General features: G+C 60.8%; 27 protein-coding genes and 2 tRNA genes. 9 read left to right on the forward strand and 20 right to left on the reverse strand.

Going from position 1 to position 25845, the window contains the following annotated elements; translation table 11 throughout:
• Positions 1 to 250: 250 nt before the first annotated feature.
• Together R6X40_RS09345 and ppdK are read left to right on the forward strand one after the other, a co-directional pair.
• On the forward strand, positions 251 to 1873 hold the full coding sequence (locus R6X40_RS09345) for a diguanylate cyclase domain-containing protein (RefSeq protein WP_318412885.1): 1623 nt from the start codon (positions 251 to 253) through the stop codon (positions 1871 to 1873).
• 135 nt (positions 1874 to 2008) lie between these two features.
• Positions 2009 to 4675 (forward strand): pyruvate, phosphate dikinase, encoded by a 2667-nt coding sequence (gene ppdK / locus R6X40_RS09350; protein WP_318412886.1) that lies wholly within the window; start codon positions 2009 to 2011, stop codon positions 4673 to 4675.
• A gap of 47 nt (positions 4676 to 4722) precedes the next feature.
• Here the strand turns inward: ppdK and R6X40_RS09355 are convergent, their stop codons facing one another.
• From R6X40_RS09355 to R6X40_RS09365, 3 genes are all read right to left on the reverse strand, one after another.
• Entirely contained in the window at positions 4723 to 5565 is an 843-nt protein-coding gene (locus tag R6X40_RS09355; protein WP_318412887.1) for an alpha/beta hydrolase, read from the reverse strand.
• A gap of 119 nt (positions 5566 to 5684) precedes the next feature.
• Positions 5685 to 5936: a hypothetical protein gene (locus tag R6X40_RS09360; RefSeq protein WP_318412889.1), complete on the reverse strand. Its 252-nt coding sequence runs from the start codon at positions 5934 to 5936 to the stop codon at positions 5685 to 5687.
• Between the two features lie 39 nt (positions 5937 to 5975).
• The gene (locus tag R6X40_RS09365) at positions 5976 to 6365 is read right to left on the reverse strand and encodes a hypothetical protein (RefSeq protein ID WP_318412891.1); all 390 of its coding nucleotides are present in this window, start codon (positions 6363 to 6365) and stop codon (positions 5976 to 5978) included.
• Positions 6366 to 6668: 303 nt separating this feature from the next.
• On the opposite strand from R6X40_RS09365, the gene R6X40_RS09370 reads away from it, so the two are divergent.
• Positions 6669 to 7577, forward strand: a complete 909-nt coding sequence (locus R6X40_RS09370) for a DUF1499 domain-containing protein (protein ID WP_318412893.1) — start codon at positions 6669 to 6671, stop codon at positions 7575 to 7577.
• 9 nt (positions 7578 to 7586) lie between these two features.
• On the opposite strand, the gene R6X40_RS09375 is transcribed toward R6X40_RS09370, so the two are convergent.
• The 5 genes from R6X40_RS09375 to R6X40_RS09395 form a co-directional block, all read right to left on the reverse strand.
• Entirely contained in the window at positions 7587 to 8486 is a 900-nt protein-coding gene (locus R6X40_RS09375; RefSeq protein WP_318412895.1) for a LysR substrate-binding domain-containing protein, read from the reverse strand.
• A gap of 206 nt (positions 8487 to 8692) precedes the next feature.
• Complete coding sequence (locus tag R6X40_RS09380) at positions 8693 to 10387, reverse strand: DUF4166 domain-containing protein (RefSeq protein WP_318412896.1); 1695 nt, start codon at positions 10385 to 10387, stop codon at positions 8693 to 8695.
• Positions 10384 to 10839, reverse strand: a complete 456-nt coding sequence (locus R6X40_RS09385) for a thiol-disulfide oxidoreductase DCC family protein (protein WP_318412897.1) — start codon at positions 10837 to 10839, stop codon at positions 10384 to 10386. Before R6X40_RS09385 ends, R6X40_RS09380 begins: the two co-directional genes overlap by 4 nt.
• The gene (locus R6X40_RS09390; protein WP_318412899.1) at positions 10839 to 11771 is read right to left on the reverse strand and encodes an MBL fold metallo-hydrolase; all 933 of its coding nucleotides are present in this window, start codon (positions 11769 to 11771) and stop codon (positions 10839 to 10841) included. Before R6X40_RS09390 ends, R6X40_RS09385 begins: the two co-directional genes overlap by 1 nt.
• An 11-nt stretch (positions 11772 to 11782) precedes the next feature.
• Positions 11783 to 12079 (reverse strand): cupin domain-containing protein, encoded by a 297-nt coding sequence (locus R6X40_RS09395; protein WP_318412901.1) that lies wholly within the window; start codon positions 12077 to 12079, stop codon positions 11783 to 11785.
• Between the two features lie 408 nt (positions 12080 to 12487).
• Between R6X40_RS09395 and R6X40_RS09400 the strand changes: the two genes are divergently transcribed.
• A tRNA-Gln gene (locus R6X40_RS09400) sits at positions 12488 to 12561 on the forward strand.
• Positions 12562 to 12728: 167 nt separating this feature from the next.
• The gene (locus R6X40_RS09405; RefSeq protein WP_318412903.1) at positions 12729 to 13223 is read left to right on the forward strand and encodes a hypothetical protein; all 495 of its coding nucleotides are present in this window, start codon (positions 12729 to 12731) and stop codon (positions 13221 to 13223) included.
• Positions 13224 to 13254: 31 nt separating this feature from the next.
• On the opposite strand, the gene R6X40_RS31585 is transcribed toward R6X40_RS09405, so the two are convergent.
• From R6X40_RS31585 to R6X40_RS09425, 5 genes are all read right to left on the reverse strand, one after another.
• Positions 13255 to 13347, reverse strand: a complete 93-nt coding sequence (locus tag R6X40_RS31585) for a hypothetical protein (protein ID WP_412178359.1) — start codon at positions 13345 to 13347, stop codon at positions 13255 to 13257.
• A gap of 17 nt (positions 13348 to 13364) precedes the next feature.
• The gene (locus tag R6X40_RS09410) at positions 13365 to 13559 is read right to left on the reverse strand and encodes a hypothetical protein (protein WP_318412904.1); all 195 of its coding nucleotides are present in this window, start codon (positions 13557 to 13559) and stop codon (positions 13365 to 13367) included.
• Positions 13556 to 13837: a phage portal protein gene (locus R6X40_RS09415; protein ID WP_318412906.1), complete on the reverse strand. Its 282-nt coding sequence runs from the start codon at positions 13835 to 13837 to the stop codon at positions 13556 to 13558. Before R6X40_RS09415 ends, R6X40_RS09410 begins: the two co-directional genes overlap by 4 nt.
• Before the next feature lie 177 nt (positions 13838 to 14014).
• A complete protein-coding gene (locus R6X40_RS09420) occupies positions 14015 to 14425 on the reverse strand; it encodes a hypothetical protein (RefSeq protein WP_318412908.1) in 411 nt (136 codons plus the stop codon).
• A 4-nt stretch (positions 14426 to 14429) separates the two neighbouring features.
• Positions 14430 to 14813: a hypothetical protein gene (locus R6X40_RS09425; protein WP_318412910.1), complete on the reverse strand. Its 384-nt coding sequence runs from the start codon at positions 14811 to 14813 to the stop codon at positions 14430 to 14432.
• Between R6X40_RS09425 and R6X40_RS09430 the strand changes: the two genes are divergently transcribed.
• The 3 genes from R6X40_RS09430 to R6X40_RS09440 all read left to right on the forward strand — a co-directional run bounded on the left by R6X40_RS09430 (position 14813) and on the right by R6X40_RS09440 (position 15929).
• Positions 14813 to 14889, forward strand: a tRNA-Pro gene (locus R6X40_RS09430). The two genes, R6X40_RS09425 and R6X40_RS09430, sit on opposite strands and share 1 nt — an antisense overlap.
• A 248-nt stretch (positions 14890 to 15137) precedes the next feature.
• Positions 15138 to 15617 carry a DUF2938 domain-containing protein gene (locus tag R6X40_RS09435; protein ID WP_318412911.1) on the forward strand — a complete coding sequence of 160 codons (480 nt, stop codon included), beginning with the start codon at positions 15138 to 15140 and terminating at the stop codon, positions 15615 to 15617.
• Positions 15618 to 15686: 69 nt separating this feature from the next.
• A complete protein-coding gene (locus R6X40_RS09440; protein ID WP_318412913.1) occupies positions 15687 to 15929 on the forward strand; it encodes a hypothetical protein in 243 nt (80 codons plus the stop codon).
• Positions 15930 to 16058: 129 nt separating this feature from the next.
• On the opposite strand, the gene cysN is transcribed toward R6X40_RS09440, so the two are convergent.
• The 4 genes from cysN to R6X40_RS09460 form a co-directional block, all read right to left on the reverse strand.
• Complete coding sequence (gene cysN, locus R6X40_RS09445; protein WP_318413257.1) at positions 16059 to 17531, reverse strand: sulfate adenylyltransferase subunit CysN; 1473 nt, start codon at positions 17529 to 17531, stop codon at positions 16059 to 16061.
• Between the two features lie 38 nt (positions 17532 to 17569).
• Positions 17570 to 18523 carry a sulfate adenylyltransferase subunit CysD gene (gene cysD, locus R6X40_RS09450; protein ID WP_318412915.1) on the reverse strand — a complete coding sequence of 318 codons (954 nt, stop codon included), beginning with the start codon at positions 18521 to 18523 and terminating at the stop codon, positions 17570 to 17572.
• A 41-nt stretch (positions 18524 to 18564) separates the two neighbouring features.
• Positions 18565 to 19347, reverse strand: coding sequence for a phosphoadenylyl-sulfate reductase (locus R6X40_RS09455; RefSeq protein WP_318412917.1), 783 nt, complete (start codon positions 19345 to 19347; stop codon positions 18565 to 18567).
• Between the two features lie 165 nt (positions 19348 to 19512).
• Positions 19513 to 20880: a chloride channel protein gene (locus tag R6X40_RS09460; protein ID WP_318412919.1), complete on the reverse strand. Its 1368-nt coding sequence runs from the start codon at positions 20878 to 20880 to the stop codon at positions 19513 to 19515.
• A 272-nt stretch (positions 20881 to 21152) separates the two neighbouring features.
• Here R6X40_RS09460 and R6X40_RS09465 point away from each other — a divergent pair, with 272 nt between their 5' ends.
• Positions 21153 to 21920, forward strand: a complete 768-nt coding sequence (locus R6X40_RS09465) for a transglutaminase family protein (protein WP_318412921.1) — start codon at positions 21153 to 21155, stop codon at positions 21918 to 21920.
• Positions 21921 to 21943: 23 nt separating this feature from the next.
• Here R6X40_RS09465 and R6X40_RS09470 read toward each other — a convergent pair whose 3' ends face one another.
• The 3 genes from R6X40_RS09470 to R6X40_RS09480 all read right to left on the reverse strand — a co-directional run bounded on the left by R6X40_RS09470 (position 21944) and on the right by R6X40_RS09480 (position 25500).
• On the reverse strand, positions 21944 to 22720 hold the full coding sequence (locus R6X40_RS09470) for a DNA alkylation repair protein (RefSeq protein ID WP_318412923.1): 777 nt from the start codon (positions 22718 to 22720) through the stop codon (positions 21944 to 21946).
• The gene (locus R6X40_RS09475) at positions 22717 to 23250 is read right to left on the reverse strand and encodes a MarR family transcriptional regulator (protein ID WP_318412925.1); all 534 of its coding nucleotides are present in this window, start codon (positions 23248 to 23250) and stop codon (positions 22717 to 22719) included. Before R6X40_RS09475 ends, R6X40_RS09470 begins: the two co-directional genes overlap by 4 nt.
• A gap of 384 nt (positions 23251 to 23634) precedes the next feature.
• Entirely contained in the window at positions 23635 to 25500 is a 1866-nt protein-coding gene (locus R6X40_RS09480; RefSeq protein ID WP_318412926.1) for a methyl-accepting chemotaxis protein, read from the reverse strand.
• Positions 25501 to 25845: the final 345 nt, after the last annotated feature.

The following is a 25845-nucleotide window of genomic DNA, read 5'->3' on the forward strand; positions in this document are numbered from 1 at the left end:
TCACTCTTGGAACGCTTGCTGATGTGAAAAAATTCGCCAGCCTCTGCAGGGCTTGCCTCAGTGTCGTTATGTCCCCGTCCGGCCATTCATATTAGCACCGACTAAAGATGGTGCAAGGACGGCAGAGGAGGCTGGCCAGGCTTCAAGGACGGCATGGTGGGTTGGTAAGAGAATCTTTCATATCTGGGCGCACACTTTCCGCCGGCGGCCTTTCGAAAAGGCGGCGTCGGGCCGCCGGAGGGTATGAAACTTGACGGATTTCACGGGCGCAGATGCATTGATGCTGCTGGGGGCTGTGCCCGTCGCGTCCCTGTGCGTGAATGCAGGCGGCATCATCGTTTTCGCCAATGACGCGGTGACGGCGATATCCGGCGCGGGCTCTGCTCTTGCCCGAACGCCGGTGTCGCGCCTTCTGCCGGAATGGCATGCGGTCTCCAACGGTTCCGCAAAATCCTTCCGCCGCGAAACGCTGCTTTTGCGCAGCGATGGCAGCGTCATACCCGTCGAGCTTTCGGTCGTGCGGTTCAGTGATGCTTTGACGGGTGTCGTGATCCGCGATCTGATCGATGAACGGGCGATGGAATCGATGCGGCTCGAGCTTGAGCGGCAGAATGATGAGGCCCTGTTGGAGGCCAGAGCAGCCCACCGGCGCCTCGGCTTCTTCATCGACATGCTGCCGCAGGCAGCTTGCGTGTTCGATGCCCAGGATCGTTACATTCTCTGGAACGAGAAATATGCGGCGCTCTATCCGGAAATCGCCGATCACCTGCGGCCCGGAATGCCGTTTCGCGAGATCCTCGAGATCAGCCTGGCCAGTGGCGATATGCCCGAAATGGTCACCGATCCGGAAAGCTGGATCGAGGAGCGGATGAAGCGGCACAGGCTTCCGGTCTCTCAGGAAGAGCAGATGCTACGGGACGGCCGCTGGCTGCGCCATGACGATCGCCGCACGCCGGATGGCGGCGCCATCGGCATGCGCATCGATATCACCGATCTCAAGCGCCGGGAGGAATCGTTCCGGCTGCTGTTCGATGCCAATCCGATGCCGATGATGGTCTGCGATGCCGTGACGCTCGATATCCTCGCAGTCAACAGTGCGGCGGTTCGGCTCTACGGCTTCCCGGCCGAGGCGATGCGGCAGAAGTGCGTGACCGATTTTCATGGCGGCGGCGAAGGCGGGCGGCTTGGCACCATGCTGCGCGGGCTGGAAGGCGATTGCGAAGCGCGCACCGTCTGGCACCAGAAGGCGGCTGATGGCACGGAACATCATGTGCTGATCTACGTGCGCATCATCAACGAGGGGCCATCACGGCGGCTGCTCTTGACGATCGCCGATGTCAGCGACCGCATCCGCGCCGAGGCGCATGCCACCCATCTTGCCCATCACGATCCGCTGACCGGCCTGCCCAACCGCATGCAGTTTCGCCAGAAGCTCGAATCCGCACTGGAGACGGCGGCGCGGGACGGGCAGGAGCTGGCGGTGCACTATCTTGACCTTGATGGCTTCAAGCCGGTCAACGACACCTTTGGTCATGCGGCCGGGGACATGCTGCTGAAACAGGTTGCCGAGCGGCTGAAATCGGTGCTGCTGAACGGCGATCTGGTTGCGAGACTTGGTGGCGACGAGTTCGCAATTCTGCAGCACGCCTCCGCCGCCAAGGTGGCCGATATCGCCGACCGTTGTATCCTGGTGCTGGGAAAACCTTTTGGTATCGCAGACCGCCAGATCGGCATCAGCGTCAGCATCGGCATCGCGGTTGCGCCCGAGAATGGCTTTGATCCTGACGAATTGATGAGTGCCGCCGACACGGCGCTTTATCAGGCAAAGGCGTCCGGCAAGAGCACGTGGCGCCGCAGCCGCACCGTTGCTTGAACCTTCCGTTCCATCTTTTGTGACAGGTTTTGTCGCGATTTTGCTGCAATGCAGCAAAAATCCGCTGCCGGTGCATTTTAAAGCCGAAAAGGATACTGTAACCTTCGGTGGGAGCCGTATGGGTGGAGAAATGGCATGACAAAGTGGGTTTATACCTTCGGCGGGGGAGAAGCCGAGGGCAATGCGGGCGATCGTGATCTGCTGGGGGGCAAGGGGGCCAATCTCGCGGAGATGTGCAATCTCGGCCTGCCGGTGCCGCCCGGCCTGACAATCATCACCGAGGCCTGTGGCAAGTATTATGCCGGTGGCCGCAGCATTCCGGATGAGTTGAAGGCGCAGGTTTCGGCCGGCATCGAGAAGATGCAGGCGATCACTGGCCGCGTGTTCGGTGATACCGAGCGTCCTCTGCTGCTGTCGGTCCGCTCCGGCGCTCGTGCTTCCATGCCGGGCATGATGGATACCGTGCTTAATCTCGGTCTCAACGACGCCACCGTGCAGGCGCTTGGCCACGATGCTGGCGACGCCCGGTTTGCCTGGGACAGCTATCGCCGCTTCATCCAGATGTATGCCGACGTGGTCATGGGGCTCGATCACGAGGTGTTCGAGGAAATCCTGGAAGACGAAAAGGGCCGTCTCGGCCACGAGCAGGATACCGAGCTTTCCGCCGTCGAATGGCAGCATATCATCTCGCTGTACAAGCGGGTGATCGAGGAGGAACTTGGCGAAGCCTTTCCGCAGGATCCGGAAGTCCAGCTCTGGGGGGCGATCGGCGCTGTCTTTTCCAGCTGGATGAACCCGCGCGCCATCACTTATCGCCATCTGCACAATATCCCTGCTGCCTGGGGCACAGCCGTCAACGTGCAGGCCATGGTCTTCGGTAATCTCGGCAATACGTCCGCCACCGGCGTCGCCTTCACCCGCAATCCCTCGACCGGCGAGAATGAGCTTTACGGCGAATTCCTCGTCAACGCGCAGGGCGAGGATGTCGTTGCCGGTATCCGCACACCGCAGAACATCACCGAGGCCGCCCGCATCGCCTCCGGTTCCGACAAGCCCTCGCTGGAAAAGCTGATGCCGGAAGCCTTCGAGGAGTTCCAGGCGATCTGCAATCGGTTGGAAACCCATTACCGCGACATGCAGGACCTCGAATTCACCATCGAGCGCGGAAAGCTTTGGATGCTGCAGACACGATCCGGCAAGCGCACCGCCAAGGCCGCACTGCGGATCGCCGTCGATATGGCCGAAGCCCGCACGATCACGAAAGATCAGGCCGTTACCCGCATCGATCCGTCCTCGCTGGATCAACTGCTGCACCCGACCATCGACCCGCGCGCCCGCCGCGACATTATCGGCTCCGGCCTGCCGGCCTCACCGGGCGCTGCGACCGGCGAAATCGTCTTCACGTCCGAAGAGGCGGTGCTGGCCGAAAAGGAAGGCCGCAAGGTCATTCTGGTTCGTGTCGAAACCAGCCCCGAGGATATTCACGGCATGCACGCGGCCGAAGGCATTCTCACCTGCCGTGGCGGTATGACCAGCCATGCGGCGGTGGTCGCCCGCGGCATGGGCATCCCCTGCGTGTCCGGCGCCGGCAATCTGCGCGTCGATGCCCGCAACGAACTGCTGATCGCCGCCGGCATGACGCTGACCAAGGGCGACGTGATCACCATTGATGGTTCATCCGGCCAGGTGCTGAAGGGCGAAATCCCGATGCTGCAGCCGGAATTGTCGGGCGACTTCGGCAAGATCATGGCCTGGGCCGATGCCAGCCGCCGCATGACGGTGCGCACCAATGCCGAGACGCCTGCCGATGCCCGCGCTGCCCGCTCCTTTGGCGCCGAAGGTATCGGCCTCTGCCGCACTGAGCACATGTTCTTCGAAGGCGAGCGTATCAATGTCATGCGCGAGATGATCCTGGCTGCCGACGAGGCCGGGCGGCGGGTTTCACTCGCCAAGCTTTTGCCGATGCAGCGCTCCGATTTCACCGAATTGTTTTCGATCATGCACGGCCTGCCGGTGACCATCCGCCTGCTCGATCCACCGCTGCATGAATTCCTGCCGAAGACCGATGAGGAAATCGAGGATGTTGCGGCCGTCCTCGGCATGAACCCGGCGGACCTGCGCCAGCGCGTCGATGCGCTGCACGAGTTCAACCCGATGCTCGGGCATCGCGGCTGCCGGCTGGCGATTTCCTATCCGGAAATCTGCGAGATGCAGGCCCGTGCCATTTTCGAGGCGGCCGTCGAGGCCGCCCGCGAGACCGGCGCGCCGGTCGTGCCGGAAATCATGGTGCCGCTGGTCGGCCTGAAATCGGAACTGGACTACGTCAAGGCCTGCATCGATGCTGTCGCCAAGGAAGTGATCGGTGAATCCGGTATCGAGATCGAATATCTTGTCGGCACGATGATCGAATTGCCGCGTGCTGCGCTTCGTGCCCATGTGATCGCCGAAAGCGCCGATTTCTTCTCGTTCGGCACCAACGACCTGACGCAGACCACCTTCGGCATTTCGCGTGACGACGCCGCGCAGTTTTTGAACACCTATATCCAGAAGGGCATCGTCGAAAAGGACCCGTTCGTTTCGCTTGATTTCGATGGTGTCGGTGAACTGATCCAGATCGCCGCCGAACGTGGCCGCCGCACCAAGAACGGCCTGAAGCTCGGCATCTGCGGCGAACATGGTGGCGATCCGGCCTCGATCCGCTTCTGCGAGGAAACCGGCCTCGATTATGTCTCCTGCTCGCCCTTCCGCGTGCCGATCGCGCGGCTGGCCGCCGCACAAGCGGCCATCAACGGCAAGGCTTAAGAGCTGATTTCAGTCTCCGGCGCCGCCAGGCGCCGGAGAACCGGTCGTCACTTATCAATGAAATCCCGCACCGCCTTGTTGTACCCTTCCGGGTCCTGCAGCATGGCGAAATGGCTGGCATTTTCGAGGATGACCAGCTTTGCGCCGGGGATCGTCTTTGCCAGGTAGTCCGTGTGCTCACGCGTGATCGCCTCGTCGTGATCGCCGAGTGCGATTGCTGTCGGGGTGGTGATCTTTTTCAGGTCGGCATCGCTCCAGTTGGGCTGGCTTGCCCACATGCCGCTGATCTGGGTGACGAACGCGTCATATTCGGTCGGGGTGGGGGAGATCTTCTTGTAAACCTCGCCAGCCTTTTCGATGTAGGTGGCGAAGGTCTTGTTGTCCATCACGGTCGGGATCACGCCATCGACCTTGGAGTTGGCGGCCTGGGCGAAGAGTTTCGTCAGCCGCTCGGGATGATGGATGGCGATGTCGAGGCCGATGATGCCACCGTCGCTCCAGCCGACGATCGCCGTCTTGTCGATCTTCAGGTAATCGAGCAACGCCAGATAATCCGACGACATCAAATCGTAGCTGAAGGGCTCGGCGTTGCGGGTCGAGCGGCCGTGTCCGCGGCTGTCGGCGACGATGACCGTATGATCCTTGGCAAGATCGGCCACCTGGGCACCCCAGACGTCGCTATAGCCAAGGCCACCATGGATGAGCAGCACAGGCGGTCCGGAACCGTAGACGGCGTAGTACATGTCGATGCCGTTGACCGGGGCCGTGCCGGTCTTATCCGCTTTCGGCAAAGGTTGGGGGGCGGGCAGGTCCTGCCAGCGTTCAGCGGCGAGCGCCGGGCCTACGGAAAGAAGAAGGAAGGCGCAGAGGATTTGCAGCAAGGCTTTCATGAAAAATCTCCCGTTCAACATCGCCGTCATCATAGGCGGCAATTTCCTTTGCCAAAGCAAAAGGCAGCGCTTTTTTGCGCCGAACGGGAAAATTCTTGCTGGAGCAAAGCGGTCAGCCGCTACCGGACGATGTACGGCCGGTTCCAGCCCCAGAGCATGGGATCGTTGTCATATCTCAGAGCGCGCGACTCGGCGCGGCGGTCGAGATCGATGCGTTGCAGGCAGGTGGCGAGCGCATCGGTACCACGGCGAAAACCGTAGGACAGGCAGGTCTTCTCATCAGCGGCACGGCGCTCTTGCGGCGTTAACGTGGTGCAACCGCCCAGGATTGCGCCAAGGGCGACAAGCGGCAGGATCTTCCAGATAGACATGCTGAGACCTTGAAACGATTGCAGATTTCAATCGGTCTATCAGATACGTTGCAAGACATCCACAAAGGCTTCGGCAAAATTCTTCAGGTCCGCCGTCGTCTCATCCGGCATTTCGATGCGGATCGTGTTGCCACCGGTTCCGAGGCAGGCAAAGATTGTTGCCATCACCGCGCTGCCCTCCGTGGGAATTCGCAGCACTGCAATGCGGTCGCAATCGGGCACGAGGCCGGAGGCGGGCAGTTCGAACAGCAGGGCGCCATCGACTGCGGCTGCTGCTGCACGGACATGGGCGGCAAAGCCGTCCGGGCCGGTCGTGAAGCCATCCAGCGACAATTCCAGCTCGAGCAGTTCCATGGTCAGGCTGGTTTCGGACGCCGGCATCAATGTTTGTGTGGCCGATGCTGGCATGTTCATTTCGGATGATAGCATGCTCACTCTCCTTTCAAGCCGCAGGAAGAGAGGTCTTCCTTCGCACCTGGAAATTCTGATGTGTGTGCAAACCGGTCCAACGCCGCATGAACCGGGAAAACACGGCTGATCCCCATTTTTAAGACATGATCACGGAGAATGGCGAAATTGCGGCATGTTAGCAACCGCAAATGTTCACCGTTCTGTCCGGCCGTATCCGCGCTTCGATTATGATCCCCGTGAAAACCGCTTCACAGCTTTCGTCATCATGCTCTAAACAGGAGTGATGGTTGCCGTGTCAGGCCAAGGGATTGATTCTGCCAGATGATGATCAAGTATGAGCGCCCACCATCTGTTGCCGCCCGCTGGGCGCGCCGGATCGCCCGCTTTGCCTTCGGTCTCTTTATCGGGGCCTTGCTGGCGCATCGGTTCGGCCCGCTGATCACGCCGCATTTCGTGGCGCTGATTGTGCTGTCGGCCGGTTTGGCGGTTCTGGCGGTCATACTTGCCATTATCGGTTTCGTCCGGTTCTGGCAGGTCGCTGCCGTCGGCGGCGTTGCCTCGTTCGTGGCTCTGGTCTACGCGGCCGTTCCGATCGCCGCCGCTGGCTATGCGCTCAGCGAATATTTCTCCAAGCCGGCGATCTACGATGTCAGCACCGACACGGTCACGCCGCCGCCCTGGATCAAACTACCCAATGCGCAGCAAGGTTGGCTCAAACGATCGGCCGAGGTGACGCTGGCGGACCGGGAAGCGCAGGTTCTTGCCTATCCGGGGCTGACCGGACGCCGTTATGACGGTGCGCTCGACCGCGTTTTCCAAGGCGTAAAGACCGTCGCGGAGCAGACCGGCATCACCATCGTTGCGCAGGAAGGCGTGGAAAATGCCGAGGCCGATCTTGAGGATATGGCCGTCAAGCCAGCGGACGCCGCTCCGGCCGATAGCGATCCCGATGATGTGCCGATCCCGCTGTCGCGTCCCGAGGTCGTTACCGGCGAGATGCCGCCGGGCCGGCGCTCTTCGGATATCCTGCTTCAGGGCGAATGGCGCACCCTGATCATCGGTCTGCGTTTCGATGTGCTGATCAGGCTGCGCGAAGAGGCGGAAACCACTTTCGTCGACATGCGTGTCGCCTCGCGTTACGGCGGCCATGATCTGGGCCTGGGCGCCGCCTTCGCCGATCAGTTCCTGCATGCGCTCGATGCCGAACTGCTGGGCATCGCGGGAGACTGATCCATTTCATCAGTCCGGTGGCCCGGCGAAGCAGGCGGTGATCCATGCGGCCAAAGCCGAGGCTTCTGGCGACAGCTGATTGAAATCGCGCGCCACCAGAAAATAGGCGCCATGGGGAATAGACAGGTCGAACGGTTGGACGATGCGTCCGGCGGTGAGGTCATCCCGGGTCAGTACCGTATCGACAAGCGCCACCCCGTGGCCGCGCAATGCCGCTTGCAGCGTCAGCGATCCATCGGCAAAAATCGGTCCACGCATCACCTCGGCCCCCGGCGCCAGCCCGGCAGCCGCAAACCAGCGCACCCAGACATCGCGGGTTTCCTCATGCAGGAGTGTGTAGGACAGAAGATCTGCCGGCGTTTTGAAAGCCGTTCCGTCACCGGCGATCTCGGGCGACACCGCCGGCACCATGGTGATGTCGCAGAGGTGGCGGGCCTGCGCGCGGGGCCAGGTACTGACTGTCGTGCTATAGCGGACGGCGAGCTCCGCCGTATCGCTGCGAAACTCGACCAGCCTCGATTCCGATTCGACCGAGATGTCGATCTGAGGATGCAAAGCGCGAAAATCGGCCAGATGCGGCACCAGCCAGCACCCTGCGAAACAGGGCTCGGCGTTGATCGCCAGCAGCGTGACGGGCTTGGTGGCGCGCAGTTCGTCAAGCCTGGTATCGATGGCGTCGAAGGCGACAGCCAGCGTTTCAAGCAGCCGTGTCCCTTCGGCACTGAGCCGCACCTGCCGATGATGCCGCGTGAACAGCGCCGTACCGAGTAGCGCCTCCAGCTCGCGCACCTGGCGGCTGATGGCGGCCTGCGAGACGAACAGCTCTTCCGCTGCCAGCGTAAAACTCTCCAGCCTTCCGGCCGCCTCGAAGCTGCGCAGGGCGGTCAGGGGCAAACGTCCGCGCTTCATTGGCATAACCTCAAGTCATCCGAAGGCGACAATAAGCTCGTTTGTCAGCCATGGGCAAGCGGGATCACACTCAGCCATCAACGAATTTGAAAAGGACGATGCGATGCGTGCGATCCTGAAACTCTGGATGGACGTTATCCTGCTCTTGACCTTGCAATATGACGTTGGCCGCAAGCCGTACCTTGTCGACGGCAGCGCCGAACGGTTCAATTGGCCGCGGGACGAAGCCAGCCGCTATAACGAACGATCAGGCCGGTCAGCGGACTGGTGATTTCGACATGAAAGCGGAAGACGCCGTCTTGCTCCGTCTCGAATGTCTCGCCACTGGGCGCCAGAAACAATGGCAGCGGCAGGCCCAGAAAACGCCAGCCGCGGATCACCAGCCGCAGGCGGCCGTGGTCGGGTACGAGCGCGATCAGCACCCGGAACGGCCCGAAATCCTCGGTCAGCAACCCGGCATTCCGGCCGGTTCCAGCCGATTGCACGCTGCGGAAGGATTTTGTCCCGAACGTACGGGTCCATGTCTCGCGGCCTCCCTTGCACTCGAAACGGACGCGGACAGGAATATCAGGATTTTCAGGGGGAAAGCCGATGATGGCGGCCGTCAATCGGGCCAGAAGGCCGGTGCCGCGCTCGACCTTGGCCCGGCCTTCGACCGTGCGGGAAACGGCGCTGTCGTGCAGGGCAGCGACGCTGGGCGGCAGGCTTTCCCATGCACTGCCCAGCATATGCCGGTAGAGCGGCGTGCTTTCCTCACGTGGCCCGTCGTCGCGAATACCGGTGCGGATGGCAAAACGCGAAAACGCCGGCTCGAAATCCGCGAGCGTCACTTCACCAGCCGCTGTGCGCGCTCCCGGCTTCGGTTTGCGTCCCGAGAGCCAGCTGCGAATGATCACTTCTGCTGCCATCGCCGGGATGAACGGGCCATCATCGCCTTCGGCCACCAGATGCCACGATTTCGCAAGCGGCCTGCCATCTTCGGCCCGGCCGGTGAGGGCAACGAACATGCCGCCGCGATGTTCGCCGAACGCCAGATGATGCGATGCCCGGTGAAACAGTGAGGCGAACGGCGAAAGGGAGGCCAGCAGCCGTAGCCGAACCAGCCAGGCACCAAGACCCAGCAGGCGTTGCAATATCTGCGGCTCGGTGCCTGCACCGGTAAAACTGGATTGCAGGCCGGGCAGGGCGACCGGCAACAAAGCAAGGTCCGGCGCATCGGCCAGAACGAACCGGCGGCTGTTCATCGGAATACTACCCGGCGGTGCGATCGTGCAGCGGATGCCGTCCATCAATCCGTAGCCTGTCGTCTTCCGGCCGTTGCGGATGAGCGCCACCGGCTTGCCGGCATAGCTCAAGACGGCCTTGATGACATTGAGGCCGATGCGGACTTTGGGCGAGGGAGCGATGCCGCAGCTCACCGTGGCGATATCGGCAAATCCCGGTTTCAATACGCTAAGCGCCGCAAACGACAGGGCGGGAAAGCTGCTGCAGCCGGAGAGGGCAAAGACGCCATTGTCCGTTGCCATGCCGTCGAGGCTGGAGATGCCAGCGACGAAAGCTGTCGCGTCGGCAAGGTCGAGATAGCAGATGCCGTGTGCGATGCAGGTCTTGACCAGATAGTAGGGATCGGGACCGGCGTCCTGAAACGGCCCGGAGGCATCGACGAGGAGATCGGGTTTCCACGCGGAAAGCACGGCATCCGCATCTCCGTTGCGATCCATCGCAACAGGCTCAAGCACGGCTTTGGCAGCCACGCTTCCGGCAAAGGCCTGCGCCTTGTCGAGCGAGCGCCCGGCGATCAGCAGCGTCAGTCGCGGCTCGTCGGCCAAAAGCCGCACCAGCCTGCCGCCGAATGTGCCGTAGCCACCGAGGATCAGGACGCGCAGCCGTTCTGCGCTCATGCAAGGAACCGGGCGCGATGTTCCGGCGTCGGCACGAAACAGGTATTTCGGCGCCCGGCAATCCGGTAGCGATTGCGCGCCACCAGTTCGTAGAGTGGATCGCGGATGCTTCTGGGAAGGACGCGGAAGACGCCGGCAAGCTTCCATGGAAAGCCGAGACCGGCCGCCATGCGCAAAGACCCCTCCGATTTCAGATAGGCAATGCCGTCTTCGAGCAGGATATTGGTCTCGTAATTGCGGCTGTCGAGGCCATAGTGGCGGTAGAGCGCCTCGCCGAGCGGCGATTGTGCCGTAATGAAGCGGTAGCGGCCTTGCCGGTCATGGCGCAAGACGAAATTCACCCAGCCCGAGCAGAAGATACACTCGCCGTCGAAGACGATAACCGGGTGATCGTCGGCAAAGGCCGGAACTGCCGGATCGCTGCGGTAGCTGTAGGCAGTGCGGGCTTGCATCAGCTGGCGCCGCCGGGCGCCAGGCGGTAAGCGCCGGTCAGCGATGGTGGGCCGTCGGTCTCGACCTGGCCACGCTCGATGAGATCTTCGATATGCGCAAGAACCGAGAGCGCCGCCGCGCCATGCAGCCGCGGATCGGTGGTCGCGTAGATCACCTTCACCATATCCGGAATATAGATGTCGCCAGCCCGTACCCGTTCCAGCACGGCGCGCTCGCGCATCCGGCGGTGGGCGCGAAGGCCGCGCAGGAATGCGGCAGGCGCTTTCACCGGGCCGCCATGGCCGGGCAGATAGAGCTTGTCGTCGCGGCCCAGCAGCTTTTCCAGCGAGGCCATGTAATCGGTCATCGATCCATCCGGCGGCGCGACGATCGAGGTCGCCCAGGCCATGACGTGATCGGCAGAAAAGACGATGCCGGTATCGGCGGGGTTTCCGAGCGCGAAAGCCGCGTGATTGGCAGTGTGGCCGGGCGTCAGCAGCGTTGTCAGCGACCAGCCGTCGCCCTCTACCCGGTCGCCATCGGCAAGCGCGATATCGGGCGTAAAATCCATGTCCGAACTTTCCGCGAACGGATTGACCTCGCCAGCATGCAGCGGCCGTGCCGCCCGGTGTGGTCCTTCCGCGACGATGAGCGCGCCGGTCTCGGCTTTCAATCGCCTTGCCAGCGGCGAGTGGTCGCGGTGCGTATGGCTCACCGCAATATGGGTGACCTCGCGACCCTTCAACGCCGCCATCAGCGCCTGAAAATGTGCCTCGTCCTCCGGCCCCGGATCGATCACCACAACGGATTGATTTCCGGCGATATAGCTGTTGGTGCCGTGAAACGTGAAGGGGCCGGGATTGTTGACGGTGATGCGCTGAACACCGTCGGCAACCGTCACTGCCTCGCCATGGGCGGGCTTGAAATCCAGGTCGAAATCCGGGCCGTCCATGCGCCGTCTCTTCACTTGTACTCGACTTCGATGAACGACATGAAGTCCTTGCCCGCATTGACGACATTGTGCTCGACGCCAGCCTCGCGCCGGTAGGCCTGCCCCTTGGCAATATCCACCCGCCGCTCGCCACCGGGCTCCTCCAGCAGAAACCGGCAATCGGTCATCGGAATGACCACATAGCCCATGCCATGCACATGATGCCCGGTATCCGCCCCCGGCTCGAAATCCCATCGGGTGATCCGCACCACATCGTCATCGAGAAGTACAGTTGGCTTGGCAGGCGGGCGGGCACGGAAAATGCTCATAAGGGTCTCCGGGTTCGAGGGCTTGACCCTAACCGATAACAACATCGACCGAAACGACTTTCCTGTTTTGATCGCATGTGGCTTCAAAGTGTTGCTGGGTGAGGGCAGAGACATGGCCACTATCTGCGGCTTCCGTCCGGGCGATTGCCCCTCACCCTAACCCTCTCCCCGCAAACGGGGAGAGGGGGACGACAGAACGCGCGGCATATTCCTTCGCCCCGCTTGCGGGGAGAAGGTGCCCGGCAGGGCGGATGAGGGGCGGCACCCATACTGCGCCCGCCCACGCAGCCTTCTCAACGTCATCACTTGAAAAATCCGCGCAAAACCCAAACTTAGACATTGTCGCATGCGTTCGGCTTTGCTAAACCGGCTCTCGATTTGGCAGGGCAATTTGTTCGCGCCAAACGTTGGGGCGTAGCCAAGTGGTAAGGCACTGGTTTTTGGTACCGGCACCCCTGGTTCGAATCCAGGCGCCCCAGCCACACATGTTTTATTGTTATTTTTTAATAACTTAGCTAACATTAGAAAAACCTAAGTGTTGCAGCTTTGTGGATGCTGCACATGGGTATTCACCTTGTATGTCCCTCATCCCTCATTTCCAGAGCAGGGACATCATCGGTTGATGTCTGATTGTTAAAAGAAAGCGCTCATGTATCCGTTATTAGATCACGACGATTTTGCAAAAACCCGCAAGGCGCTCGTAGCGACGGCGGCGTTTCTGCTTCTGATCAATCATTTGCAGATTGTTGGGGAGAGCATAACTATTTTAGGGTTGAATTTAAAAATTAACAAATCAACTATAAATGGATTTGGAAGCTTGTTTTTACTTTATTTCATTTACGTTTTTATAGTTCGTGCGATCGAAAAAAATTTATCTAGTAAACTTGATGTTATACATCAGGACATTGACTTGTTTATGAAGGAATTTAGAGGCAGACCCAGCGAGGGGCCTGTTTCAGAAAATAAAATATATTTCGAAACAAGAGTAGCAGAGTTGATATCTGATTTAAAGGATACCGGTAAGACGCTGTCTAGATTCGTTGTATTGGGTGTTGAGGTTATCCCTCCGTTGCTGCTGGCGCTTTATGCCGCCTACGTCGTGGGCGCTCCGGCCGCCTTGTCGTCATTTCTTAAAAACGTGTAAGGCCGCCGAGATGATCGGCGGGCTTCCTGCTTCAGGCCGGGCACCACCGCCACGATGCTATTATTGCATCAATCTTAGGTTGCACTCTATGGCGCGCTTTTTTCCGGCGGACGCCCACTAACATAAGCTGGTCGTAGTCGGTTAGGTGCCTACCTCAAGGTCGGCAGCTTCTTCCGCGTTTTCGGGATCAAGCATTTCGATCCGACCAATTACTTCATCGAACTGCGCGACGATCTTTGCAGCGGTTGCCCGGACTCCTTCTTCAAATGCCGGGTCATGTTCAATCAGACGGGCGAGAGTAAAGACCTCCCCCATTGCCTTCTTAAGTTCGGTCATGCGGTCTCCTGCGGCGCTTCCAGTTGTTCCGGGCGGGTGTTCGGTGTCGTGGTAATGTGAGGATTTGACAGGCTTTCGCCGTCTGCGTGCGGGGCGAGGTTCAAGCCGGAACGGACTTCGTTCGCGGTCATGACGCCCATGCTGCGATACTGGCCATAAGCGGTTGCGCGGGCTGCGGTGTCGGTCGTGAGAAGATCGTCGGTGACGAACTCGATATAGAACCGGTCGCGTTCTTCAGGCGTGAGTAGCACGCGGGCATAGGCCCACTTGCTCAACATTGAGTCTGATCAAAGGCATCATAGTGTCGAGGCGTGCAACGGCTTCGACCGTAGAGATACTGCCCCGTTTTTTCTTCTTTGCCATGCATCGATGCTAGAAGATTCGCAGAGTTAGAAAAAACCCGCCGATCTTCACCGGCGGGTCCATTCACATCAGCACTTTCAGCGCCAGAAACCTTACTTCGCCTGGTCGCCTGCCAGGAATTCGTCGCACCAGCTTGGGCCGGACGATTTCTTGACGTCGCCGAGCACCTGGATCGAGCGGATGACGTAGTCGGAGGAGACGTTGAGCTGGACGGAGCAGGAGAGGAACTCTGTGCGGGCAGAGGCGGTCTTCTTGCCCTTCTTGCCGTTTTCGCCTTCGGCATATTGTGCCGGGATCGTCCGCTTCTTGTAGCCGCCCTTCCAGGAATAGACCGTCATGTCACCGGTTGAAACGTCCGACTGCGGCGGGCCGAAGGCGGCGAAGAACACGCCGGCGGGCTGGCCCTTCCAGCGGGCTTCGACGGCATTGCGGGCTGGGCCCACGGTGGTGCAGCCGGCAAGCGCCAGCGCAAGGCCGGCCACGGTCATCAAGCGGAAATTCATCTGGTCACGTCCCTTTGGCTTTCGTTCTGAAATATCGCTCGCCCGGCCGCGCAAAACGCTGGTGGCCAAGGCTTGTCAACCCAGCCTCTAGCGCTAAACCGATTGAAAGAAAATCGGCGGAACGACTTATATGCACCGTCTTGCGCATAAATTCACAAGCGTTGCCGAAAGGTCCCAGAGAAGACCGGTCTGGTGGCCCGGAACCCGCTGTTTCACAAGGGGAGACGGCGCCATGCTCCCCCGGAGCGGACGGCGCAAAACGGGCGCAGTTGGTGCGTCCCGGCAGCATCTCGTCCCGTATCCCGTTGTTTTCAGTCAGCTTGGCGATTTTTCCAATTTGATGCTTGTCGAAAGGAAAATGCTGTTCTATAGAGGCGCCGCTGGTCACGGAGTGTAGCGCAGCCTGGTAGCGCACGTCGTTCGGGACGACGGGGTCGGAGGTTCGAATCCTCTCACTCCGACCAGCTTAAAATCTTGATTTTGCCGAGAGCGATCAAGATGCAAAAATCCCGAGATTTTGTTTTCCCTTTTGATGCCACATCCGTTTTGCCGCCGTGCCGATCAGCCTGTATCGCGCCGCTGTCTTCCTTGACCGAAAAACAAAAGATGAATTACAACGGCTGGCATCTGCCGTTTCGCAGATTCCCGTCATTTCCCGCGCCCGCTCTGTTTTCTGGCGGTTCCGCCGGCCCACCGAGCAGGACGTCTTCTCATGGTCGATATTCTCTGGCGCAGCGTGGCGATCGGCGTGGGCGGCACCGTGCTGATGGATCTCTGGGCTGTTCTGTTGTGGCTGCTGGCGGGGCAGGGCAAGCCGAACTGGGCGCCGGTCGGCCGCTGGTTCTGGCACCTGCGCACCGGCAAAGTCTTTCATGACGATATCGGCAAGGCCGCCCCTTACGCGCACGAGCAGGCACTCGGCTGGGTCAGCCATTATGCCGTCGGCATCGCCTATGGCGTCCTGCTGGTTGCCATCACCGGGCCAGCATGGCTCGCTGCACCGACATTCCTGCCCGCCTGGATCGTCGGCATCGTCACGGTCGGCGCCGGCTGGTTCCTGTTGCAGCCGGGCCTGGGTATCGGTTGGGCCGCTTCCAAGCTTCCGAACCCCAACAAGGTGCGGTTTCTCAACCTCGCCGCCCACACCGTCTTTGCACTCGGCATGTACGGCACGGCGCTGCTGCTGGCCTAGCAAGATCTTTCTTGCCTAAGCCAATGGCGTGCTATGGCTTTCGCGCATAACGCCGTTCGAGGACATGACTTGAAGAAAATTGACGACCTGATCGCTTCCGTGACCAGCATCCACGACCGCTACAAGGCTGGCCGCATGGAGCGCGAAACCGTGCGCGAATGGGTGCTGGGCCTCGGCGGCTATCCGGCGCCCTATGCTGAGCCGTTGAGCGAGGCCGCCGTGTGGTTTCGCCCCTTGCGCGACATGGAACTGGATGCGCTAAAGACGGCCGATCTGGAGAAGCTGAAGGCCATTGTCGGGGCTGGGTCCTGATCGCAGCCGATCCGGAGCGGTGCAACCGCCTCAGAGGCAAAAAGGCCGTCGAGACTTCACACATGTCGAGAGAAAATGCCGCAAGCGCCGCTGGCTTTCCGTCGGCAGCGCTTGCGAGGCAAACTCATTTCAGATGTCGACGGAGGCATCCTTGAAGATTTGCGAAGCCTCGCCGGCGGTCATGCGGCGGAGGTCGGTTTCGTCGCGGCGGTGGGAGAACAGCTCGGTGGCCATCAGCTGGTCAGCAAGATCAGCAGGCAGCGAGAGGACGACGCGGGCTTCGTCGGAGCGAAGGCCTGTGAGCGACGAGCGCTTGGCCGTGATCATGCCGCCGGCCACCGTATTGTTGGTGTCCGGGTCGATCAGGATGAAGGCGCCGGTGTTGCGGTTCTGCTCATAGGCGTCAAAAACCGCATTCTCATCGAAGGACAAATGGACTTTGCCAATGCCGTTCATCGGCAGCAGACCCGTCCGCTGGTTCCAGCTGCCGGTCTTCAGGTCGAGCTGGCTGAACGGGTTTGCGGTGACGCGCTGGCGCCGCGAGCCGCTTTTCAGCCAGTAACGCCGGCCCGGCTGGATGCCTTCCGACTGCAGGGCAACGAGCTGGGCGTCGAAATCGAGGCCAACCTGCGGCTGGCTGTCGATCGAGACGATCATGTCGCCGCGGGAAACATCGACTTGGCGGTCGAGCACCAGCGTGATGGCATCACCGGCAACGGCGGCATTGCGCACGAGATCGAAGGTGATGATCTTGGTGACGTTGGCAACCATGCCGGAGGGCAGGATAACGACGCTGTCGCCGGGCTTGACCGAGCCACCCGCAACCGTGCCCTGATAGCCGCGAAAACTCTCGCCGGGGCGCGAGACGCGCTGCACCGGCAGGCGGAAGCCGACCGTCTGGGCCGAGCGGACCGTTGCCAGCTCCAGCACCTCGACCAGTGTCTGGCCGTCATACCAGGGCATCGAGGCCTTGCCGTCATAGACGACGTTTTCGCCCTTGAGTGCCGACATCGGAATGGCGGTGATCTGGCGAACGCCGAGCGACAGAGCAAGCTCGCGGAATTCGTGGGTGATCTGGTCGAAACGCGCCCGGTCATAACCGACGAGGTCGAACTTGTTGACGGCCAGAACGAACTGCTTGATGCCCATCAGCGAGGCGATGGTGGCATGGCGGCGGGTCTGTTCGAGCAGGCCGGTGCGGGCGTCCACCAGCAGGATGGCGAGATCGGCCGTGGAGGCGCCGGTTGCCATGTTGCGGGTATACTGCTCATGGCCGGGGGTGTCAGCGACGATGAAGGAGCGCTTGTCGGTGGCGAAATAGCGATAGGCGACATCGATGGTGATGCCCTGTTCGCGTTCGGCCTGAAGACCGTCGAGCAGAAGCGCAAAATCGGGCAGGCCGAGATCGTTCTGCTTGCCACTGTCACGGCGCAGCGTCGCCGCCTGGTCTTCCTTGACGGCTTTGGTATCCCAGAGCAGACGGCCGATCAGCGTCGACTTTCCGTCATCAACGCTGCCGCAGGTGATGAGGCGAAGCGGACGAACGTCGCGCGCCACGCGCGCGGTGTCGACTGCCGGGAAGGTGGTGATGCTGCCGGTCATTGTGTCAGTTGCTGCCTGTGCGATTGCGGAGCCGGTCATCAAAAATATCCTTCACGCTTCTTCTTTTCCATCGAGCCCGACTGATCGCGATCGATGGCACGGCCCTGCCGTTCGGAAACCGTGGCGATTTCCAGTTCGGCAATGACCTCTTCAAGGTTTGTGGCCTGCGAGGGAATGGCACCCGTCAGCGGAAAGTCGCCAAGGGTGCGGAAACGGATCGAGCCGTGCTGGATGGTTTCGCCGGGCAACAGCTCCAGCCGCGGATCTTCGGCGAGGATCATCATGCCGTCGCGCTCAACGTAGGGGCGTTCCTTGGCGTAATAGAGCGGCACGAGCGGGATATCTTCCACCTGGATGTAGCGCCAGATATCAACCTCGGTCCAGTTCGACAGCGGGAAGGCGCGCACGCTTTCGCCCTTGCGGATCATGCCGTTATAGATATTCCAGAGTTCCGGACGCTGCGCACGCGGATCCCAGCGATGCTCAGGCGTGCGGAACGAGTAGATGCGTTCCTTGGCGCGGCTGGCTTCCTCGTCGCGGCGGGCACCGCCGAATGCGGCATCAAAACCGCCGGCGTCCAGCGCCTGGCGCAGGCCCTCGGTCTTCATGATGTCGGTAAACAGTGCCGAGCCATGGGTGAACGGCGTGACGTTTTCAGCCTTGCCGCGCGGATTGATGTGCTCGATGAAATCGAGGTCATATTTCTTGACGATATCGTTGCGGAACGCGATCATCTCGGCGAATTTCCAGCCGGTGTTTACGTGCAAAAGCGGGAAGGGGACGCGGCCCGGATAGAAAGCCTTGCGCGCCAAATGCAAGAGGACAGACGAGTCCTTGCCGACCGAATAGAGCATGACCGGCTTGTCGAACTCGGCAGCCACCTCGCGAAAGATGTGGATCGCTTCGTTCTCGAGCGCCTTCAGATGCGGATCGAGCGGTGTCTTGGTGGTCTGCGGATTGTGCAGTTCCGTTTCCGGAAGAGTACTGGGCATTTCAAGTCTCCGGGAGTGTCTGTGGAGCGAGCTTGCGCGGATTATCGCGCAATGCTGCTGGAAAGGGGGCTGCTTGAAAGGGATGTTTGCGGGATCGCCGAGGTTGCGGCTTCTGCGACGTGCAGACCACATTCGCGCGTCTCGTCGTTTTCCCACCACCAGCGGCCGGCCCGCTCGGGCTCGCCCGGCTTGATGGCGCGGGTGCAGGGCTCGCAGCCGATCGATGGATAACCACGGGCATGCAGCGGATTGACCGGGATCGCTTCCGCCGTGACATGGGCGCGGATCTTTTCGATGTCCCAGTCGGCGAGTACGTTGATCTTGATCAGGCCACGGTCGAGGTCGGCCTCGGCAAACGGCGTTTCGGCACGGTTGCCGGACTGGCCGCGACGCAGGCCGGTGATCCAGAAGGATGCCCCTTCGAGTGCACGCGCAAGAGGCTTCACCTTGCGCGTGCCACAACAGGCATGCCTGGCTTCGACACTGTCGTAAAAGCCGTTCATGCCGTATTTGGCGGCGTAGGCGTCGATGTCGTCCTGCTCGGGGTAAAACCGCTTGATCAGGATGCCATAGGTTTCTTCGGTCTCGTCGATCAGCGCCACGGTTTCATTGAAAAGACGGCCGGTTTCCAGCGTCGAAACGTCGATGCCGTGCCTGCCGGTGCCGATTGCAGCCGTAATCACCTGATCCTCGATGCCGAGGCTGGTGGTGAAGACCGATTTGCCCTCGAGCGACGCGATCAGCGCCAGCCGGCCGGAAAGATCGAGGCTTTCCAGTTGGCTGTTTAGCGCTGTGGCGCGGTTTTCAAGCGATGCGGATGTCATGGGAGGATATCCTGTTGTGTTGGTCAGGAATATCGCAGCCGTGTAGGACAAATGACAGAAAAACGGATTTCTAATGTTGGCGGATCAGAGCAAATATCTCTCCGATCAGCAAAAAACGCAGAATAGTGCCAAAATCATCGATTTCAAGCATAAAATCTATGATTTTTATAGCTTATTGCTATCGCTCTCATCGGTCGCCGTTTTGGCCTGGGTTCGGCGCATCAGGCGTCCCTGGGCAATGAAGGTGCGGGCAAGCCCGTGGTAGAGCGGTTCGCGCGACACCAGCCGTGAGGTCATATAGCCGATCATCGCCGTTGCCATCAGTGCAATCACGCCGTCATGATTGCCGGTCATTTCCATGATGATGACAAAGGCGGTCATCGGCGCCTGGACGATGCCGGCAAAATAGCCGGCCATGCCAAGGATGGCGGCAAGACCGGCGCTGGTGCCGAGCAGGATGCCGACACTGGAGCCGAAGCCTGCACCGATTGATAGCGAGGGGGCGAAAATGCCGCCGGGAATGCCTGATATCATTGACAGGAAACTGGCAAGCAGTTTTTCCAGAAAGAAGAACAGCGGCAGCGGCTGGCCTTCGATAGCATGGCGCGCCTGTTCATAGCCGGTGCCGAACGTGGCGCCGCCCGAGAGGATCCCGAGCACCGCAACGCCGCAGCCACAACCGGCCGCCAGCAACAACATGCGTTTCAGCGGAGCAGGCTGCGCCCAGTGGCGGATACGCCGCGACAGCCGCAGCGCGCAGGCGCTGAATCCGGCCCCGAGCAGGCCGCCGCCGATGCCGCAGATCGGCACCAGCATCCATTCGCGCAGCGATCCGGCCACGATCGTAGTGGTGCCGAAATAGGTGTAGTTGCCGGCAAGGGCCAACGCTGCGAGGCCCGAGAGGATCACCGCCGTCAGCACAAGCCCGTTCGCCCGCGCCTCATAGGTCCGGCTCATCTCCTCGATGGCAAAGACGATGCCGGCAAGCGGCGTGTTGAAGGCAGCGGCAATTCCTGCTGCGGAACCGGCGAGGATCAGTCCGCGCGCCTGCGCCATGCCGCCCCAGCGAGCCGCCTGCATCATGATCGATGCGCCGACCTGCACTGTCGGTCCCTCGCGGCCAATCGAGGCACCGCTGAAAAGACCAAGCACGGTCAAGAGGATCTTGCCGCCAGCAAGTTTCAGGGACAACAGCCGGGAGCGATCCTCTTCGTCATGCATATGCCGGGCGGCAATCGCCTGCGGAATGCCGCTGCCTTGCGCATTGGGAAAGAAGCGGATGGCGAGCCAGGCGGAGAGCACGAAGATCGAGGGCGTCAGCACCAGCGGCAGCAGATAGCCCCATCGCCCGCTGCCGGTCATGCTGCGGAAGGCAAGCTGTGCCAGATCGGCGAGTTCGGCAAAGGCAACACTGATCAGCCCTATGGCAATCGCACCTGCCCAGAACACCAGCCTTGGCCGCCAGCTGACATAGGATCCCCACAAAACACGGGAACGGCGGAAAAGCTTGGATTTCTTGTAGGCTGGACGCATCAGTTCATCTTTTTTCGGAGCCGTCTCACCGGTCCGTTGCGGATGTTGTGCGCCCAAAGGGCAGCACACTCGATTTTCGTGCCTACTATCGGTGTTTTGACGCGGCGTGTCCAGAACAAGCACGGATAAGGCAGCACCCAAGGTCGGCTTTCCGGGGATTTTCGACCTGAACGCTTTGTTTCGGATGACGCAGTCGCCTCTCATAAAGAAGCGCTTGACCCTCTAGTGACTAGAGGAATTACAAGTCAACTCTTGGGAGAGGGAACAAAACCATGCGTGAAAAACACCTTCAGCAGACGCCACTTCTCGACTTTGCCTCTGATCCCATCCGCCGTTTGATAGAGGCGGAAGGATGGTTTCAGCTACCGGCGTTTGAGAGAATTGGTGAGGCCTATACCTTCGTCCGCGACCGGATCGCGTTCGGATACAATCGTGATGACAACGTCCCGGCATCCGCCGTTCTTGCCGATGGTTATGGCCAGTGCAACACCAAGGGCACTCTGCTGATGGCCCTGCTTCGCGCACTCGGGGTTTCATGCCGTCTCCACGGTTTTACGATCCACAAGGCGCTACAGCGCGGGGTCGTGCCGGAGCTGGTCTACGGTCTCGTGCCCGACAGCGTGCTTCACAGCTGGGTTGAAATTTATCACGATGGCCGCTGGACGAATCTTGAAGGGTTCATTCTGGATCGTCCCTTTCTGAGTGCCCTTCAGGCGAAATTTTCCGGAAAGGGCGGCGATTTCTGCGGTTTTGGCGTCGGAACCGATTGTCTGTCCGCGCCCCCGATCTATTGGATTGGAGCGGATACGTATATCCAGCGAACGGGGATCAATGCCGACCTTGGGCTGTTCGACAGCCCAGACGATTTCTATGCGAAACATCGGCAAGGGCTGGGATGGTTTCGGCGGTTGCTCTACCGGAACGTCATCCGCCACTGGATGAACGCACGTGTGCGACGGGTCAGACGCGGAGAAATCCCCGACATTCCGGCGATCGTATCCCATACGCATGATGTGCCGGGCAGCCGACGGGCGGCGTGATCCTGAGCCAGCCATCAGTGTTGTCAGCTCTTGCAATCGATCGACCGCAGGGCGCGTTTGCAGATCCGCGCTGTCGCAGGATCGGGGTTTTCAGCTATCCAACGGGCGCAGAGAGCCCGCACCCAGCCGGGCTGGTCCTTGGCCGCGTCGTTCAGCCAGTTGCCAACGGAATCCTGCACATAGGGGACGGCATCGGCCCGCAGCGGCTCCAGGACCGGCAGCGCCTTTTCCGGGTGCTGTTTGAGCGCGCCGATATGGGTGCACCACACGCCGCGCGGCCGGATGGCTTCACAGGCGAAACGCCGGAGCCGTTCGGAGGGGGCTTTCGTCCATTTGCTGAGGTGCACGATGGCCTGGTCCAGATCGGCGGCAAGATGCGGCCGGACCGCCATCCACGACCATTCCCGCACGCCAAAACGATGATCGTCCGCCAGCGGCCGGATGGCCTCAAGACGGGCCGCCAGCGGCATGTCCTGCGCTGCACCGATCACGAAGCAGGCCCATCCACGCACGGTATCGGAAGGATGCACCTGCAGCCGCTCAATGGCGCCTTTGCCGAGGGGGTCGCAAACCAGTGCCGCCGCCAATACCATGCGTTTGGAAATGCCGGTTCCCTGTGCGCTCTCCATGATGACTGCAGCGTCTTCGCCGATGCCGGGCAGGGTGGCACGCATCAGGGCCGCGAAGTCGACGGCAAGGCATTCGGTCAATGTTGTCGCCTCAGCCGCGCCGCTGTTGAGCAAGGCGAGGCGAGCCGGAGCGATATCCTCGACACGATTTCCTGTTCGTTTGCCGCTCATATGCGTGCACCGGTATCGCCGCTGGCATTGTTTTCCTTAGCCCCGGCGCCGGTTTTCTGCCAGACCCGCCGCAGCAGACCGCTCAGAAGGTTCTGCTCGTCTGCGCTGAGGTCCCCAAGAAGGGAGCTGATCCATTCGGCATGTTCCTGAAACAGGGAACGCCCGGCTGTCTCGCCTTTGGCGGACAGGCGTACCGTGAGTTTGCGGCGGTCCGTGAGGTCGGCGTGTCGGGCCAGAAAACCATCGCGCTCCAGACCGTCGAGCAGACCGGTGATCGTTGCCCGCGTCACACCCGCACGCTCGGCCAGTTCATGCGGGGAAAGCCCGTCGGGACGACCCTGGAGCAGGAACAGCAGCAGGAATTTGCCTTCGGAGAGCCGATGCGGCGCCAGGCGTGCGGCGCAATCGCGATCAATCGCAGAGGCGAGCGCCAAAAGCTCGAAACACAGCCGTATGTTCCCGGTACCGGTCTGCCCCCGGCGCTGTGTTTCATCGAGCAAGGCGAGGTGTTTTTGTTCAAGAAATGTCATGTGGCGACATATAGTATGGCGCCTAATTATATGTCAATCGCGCGTCAATTTTTGGTGGACAGGCGTATGCGACATAGTCTGAATGTCCGCGGAGCAAGATGTTGCGACCGGCATCGTCGTCGAAAATATTGCTGGGGCGGTCTCCGGTCAGGACATACGTCATGATTCAGTATTGCAGGATTGAGCCGCAAGACTCCATTTTCGCTTGGGAATTTCGTCATCGGGAACCGGAATTGCCTCATCTTCGATTTGAGGACTTGCGCCATGTCACGCTCCGGGCGGTCGATTGAACGGGTGGAATTGATGCGGTGCTTTCGCGCGCCTGAAACGAGAAGGAGCCGGGCGCAGACCCGGCTCCTGTGTTGGATTTAACCGTTCAGGGTTTCAGGACGCCGCACCCTGCATCCGTATCCCGCTGATATGACTGCGGGCCACCGTGCCGGCGCGTCCAAACTGATTGCCACCATGAGCGGCATGCCCACCCCCGGTCTTGAAGCGGGTCAAAAGTTGCGTCAGAGCGCCAGCTTCGCTGGCAAGGCTGTGGCTTGCCGCCGTCGATTGCTCGACCATGGCGGCGTTCTGCTGCGTGCCCTGGTCGATCGTGTTGACGGCGGTATTGATCTGCTTGATGCCAGAGGATTGTTCGCGCGCACTTTCGACGATCGCGGTCACATGGGTACTGATTTCCTGGACCTCGGCAATAATGCCTTCCAGCGCCGTGCCGGTTTCGCGCACCAGCGAGACGCCGGAGCGCACCTGGCTGCTGGAGGTGGCAATCAGTGTCTTGATCTCCCTTGCCGCCTGCGCCGAGCGTTGTGCGAGTTCACGCACCTCCTGGGCAACGACGGCAAAGCCCTTACCGGCATCGCCAGCGCGGGCAGCCTCGACACCGGCATTCAGCGCCAGGAGATTGGTCTGGAAGGCGATATCGTCGATGACGCCGATAATGTTGGAGATTTCCCGCGACGAGGCTTCGATACCGCTCATCGCATCGATGGCGTTGCCGACGATCTCGCCGGATCTTTCAGCGGCAGTGCGGGTGCGCACCACCAGCGAGCCTGCTTCCTCCGCCCGCTTGCTGGCATCGGAGACGGTCACCGAGATCTGGTCGAGGGCGGCGGCGGTTTCCTCGACCGAGGCTGCCTGCTGTTCGGTGCGCTTGGAAAGATCGGCGGCAGCCGAGCGGATTTCGCTGGCACCGGCGCTGATACCGCGGGCGGTTTCGCCGACCGAGCGCAGTGCATCCTCGAGATTGCCGACCGAACTGTTGAAATTGCTGCGCAGCGCATCGAGATGCGCGGCAAGGGCTGTGTCGATCCGGTAGGTGAGGTCGCCTTCCGCCAGCTTGTCGAGGCCAAAGGCAAGCGCCGAGACCGCCGACTGCACCTCTGCCGCTTCTGCCCCCTTCTGGGCTTCACGCTCCTGCCGGTCGCGCTCGGAGAGTGAACGGTTGATCTCCGCTTCCTGCTCGAGGCGCTGGCGATCGAGGGCATTGTCCCGGAAAACGCCGATGGCGCCGGCCATTTGGCCGATCTCGTCGCGGCGGCCTTCGCCGAAGATCGCGACACCGAGATTGCCGCCCGCCAAAAGGTGCATCGCTTCGCGCAATCGTGTCAGAGGCTTGAAGACACCGGCAATGACGAACCAGACGGTTGCCGCTAACGCCACCATCGCGAAGGCCGCAATCACCCCCTTCGACAGGACGAGACGGTCCTTCTCGGCCTTGGCGGCCACCAGTTCGCGGTCGGCCTCCGACAGCTGAAGCTCAATCAGTTCGCCGATCCTCAGGCTGAGCGGGTCGATGACGGCATAGAGTTCCTTGTCGATGAAGTGTTCGAAGGCCGGGCGGTCACGCCGCTGCATGATATCAAGCAGGTCCTGTATCGCTGCAGCGCTTGCCGCCCGTGCCGTGTCAAACGCATCGGCCAGCATCTTTTCCGCTTCCGTCAGCTTGGTCGCTTCATAGGCAATCCATTTGGCCTCGATGGTCAGGAGGGCATCGGCAACGGCCTTGGCGCCAGCGGTCCAGTCGAGAGCGCCGCTGCGTACCTTGTGGGCGGTATCGACAATGTTGACCGCATACATGTCGGCAACGGTCTTCAACTGCGCCACCGGCACCAGCCGGTCTGCGACGATGGACTCTGTGCGTTTTGAAATGGAGGTCATCGCGTTGAAAGCCGTCGCGATCAAGACGACCATGGAAAGAGCGATGAGAAACAGGCAGGTGAGCAAGCGTGATTTGATTGTCATGGTCTACTTCTCGGTTGCCGGCAAGGCACGCGTCCGCATGCGATGACAGCGCACATGAAAGCGCCGACAGTCGACAAGGATGGGCCTTGGCAAGGGGTTATGACGATCGGGCGGGACACCGGAAACAGAGGGCGATGTCCCATCATGGGCCGCCGCCAAATGTCCGCTCTGTCATCAAAATTATCAATTGAAGATTAAAAATTATTAAATTATAAGTTGTATTTTAGGTTTAGTGCACGTTTACTAGGCAGAAAATCGCAATTTGCGCAAAACCGGTCAGTGGCGCGGGAAAAGCGCGGGTATCAGGGCCGCCCTGCCTCAGCGCATCTACCGGTTGGAAAGCCA

The organism is Rhizobium sp. PL01 (genome assembly GCF_033447125.1).
Lineage (GTDB): Bacteria > Pseudomonadota > Alphaproteobacteria > Rhizobiales > Rhizobiaceae > Pararhizobium.

Coding starts and splice junctions, on each gene's coding strand:
- R6X40_RS09385 (WP_318412897.1), bottom strand. CDS start 10,839: ATGCAAGCCCGCACTGCCTACAGCTACCGCAGCGATCCGGCAGTTCCG.
- R6X40_RS09390 (WP_318412899.1), bottom strand. CDS start 11,771: ATGGACGGCCCGGATTTCGACCTGGATTTCAAGCCCGCCCATGGCGAG.
- R6X40_RS09415 (WP_318412906.1), bottom strand. CDS start 13,837: ATGTTGAGCAAGTGGGCCTATGCCCGCGTGCTACTCACGCCTGAAGAA.
- R6X40_RS09465 (WP_318412921.1), top strand. CDS start 21,153: ATGCGTGAAAAACACCTTCAGCAGACGCCACTTCTCGACTTTGCCTCT.
- ppdK (WP_318412886.1), top strand. CDS start 2,009: ATGACAAAGTGGGTTTATACCTTCGGCGGGGGAGAAGCCGAGGGCAAT.
- cysN (WP_318413257.1), bottom strand. CDS start 17,531: ATGACCGGCAGCATCACCACCTTCCCGGCAGTCGACACCGCGCGCGTG.
- R6X40_RS09395 (WP_318412901.1), bottom strand. CDS start 12,079: ATGAGCATTTTCCGTGCCCGCCCGCCTGCCAAGCCAACTGTACTTCTC.
- R6X40_RS09405 (WP_318412903.1), top strand. CDS start 12,729: ATGTATCCGTTATTAGATCACGACGATTTTGCAAAAACCCGCAAGGCG.
- R6X40_RS09370 (WP_318412893.1), top strand. CDS start 6,669: ATGATGATCAAGTATGAGCGCCCACCATCTGTTGCCGCCCGCTGGGCG.
- R6X40_RS09460 (WP_318412919.1), bottom strand. CDS start 20,880: ATGCGTCCAGCCTACAAGAAATCCAAGCTTTTCCGCCGTTCCCGTGTT.
- R6X40_RS09375 (WP_318412895.1), bottom strand. CDS start 8,486: ATGAAGCGCGGACGTTTGCCCCTGACCGCCCTGCGCAGCTTCGAGGCG.
- R6X40_RS09365 (WP_318412891.1), bottom strand. CDS start 6,365: ATGCTATCATCCGAAATGAACATGCCAGCATCGGCCACACAAACATTG.
- R6X40_RS09470 (WP_318412923.1), bottom strand. CDS start 22,720: ATGAGCGGCAAACGAACAGGAAATCGTGTCGAGGATATCGCTCCGGCT.
- R6X40_RS09435 (WP_318412911.1), top strand. CDS start 15,138: ATGGTCGATATTCTCTGGCGCAGCGTGGCGATCGGCGTGGGCGGCACC.
- R6X40_RS09360 (WP_318412889.1), bottom strand. CDS start 5,936: ATGTCTATCTGGAAGATCCTGCCGCTTGTCGCCCTTGGCGCAATCCTG.
- R6X40_RS09410 (WP_318412904.1), bottom strand. CDS start 13,559: ATGACCGAACTTAAGAAGGCAATGGGGGAGGTCTTTACTCTCGCCCGT.
- R6X40_RS09475 (WP_318412925.1), bottom strand. CDS start 23,250: ATGACATTTCTTGAACAAAAACACCTCGCCTTGCTCGATGAAACACAG.
- cysD (WP_318412915.1), bottom strand. CDS start 18,523: ATGCCCAGTACTCTTCCGGAAACGGAACTGCACAATCCGCAGACCACC.
- R6X40_RS09455 (WP_318412917.1), bottom strand. CDS start 19,347: ATGACATCCGCATCGCTTGAAAACCGCGCCACAGCGCTAAACAGCCAA.
- R6X40_RS31585 (WP_412178359.1), bottom strand. CDS start 13,347: ATGTTAGTGGGCGTCCGCCGGAAAAAAGCGCGCCATAGAGTGCAACCT.
- R6X40_RS09420 (WP_318412908.1), bottom strand. CDS start 14,425: ATGAATTTCCGCTTGATGACCGTGGCCGGCCTTGCGCTGGCGCTTGCC.
- R6X40_RS09355 (WP_318412887.1), bottom strand. CDS start 5,565: ATGAAAGCCTTGCTGCAAATCCTCTGCGCCTTCCTTCTTCTTTCCGTA.
- R6X40_RS09380 (WP_318412896.1), bottom strand. CDS start 10,387: ATGAGCGCAGAACGGCTGCGCGTCCTGATCCTCGGTGGCTACGGCACA.
- R6X40_RS09480 (WP_318412926.1), bottom strand. CDS start 25,500: ATGACAATCAAATCACGCTTGCTCACCTGCCTGTTTCTCATCGCTCTT.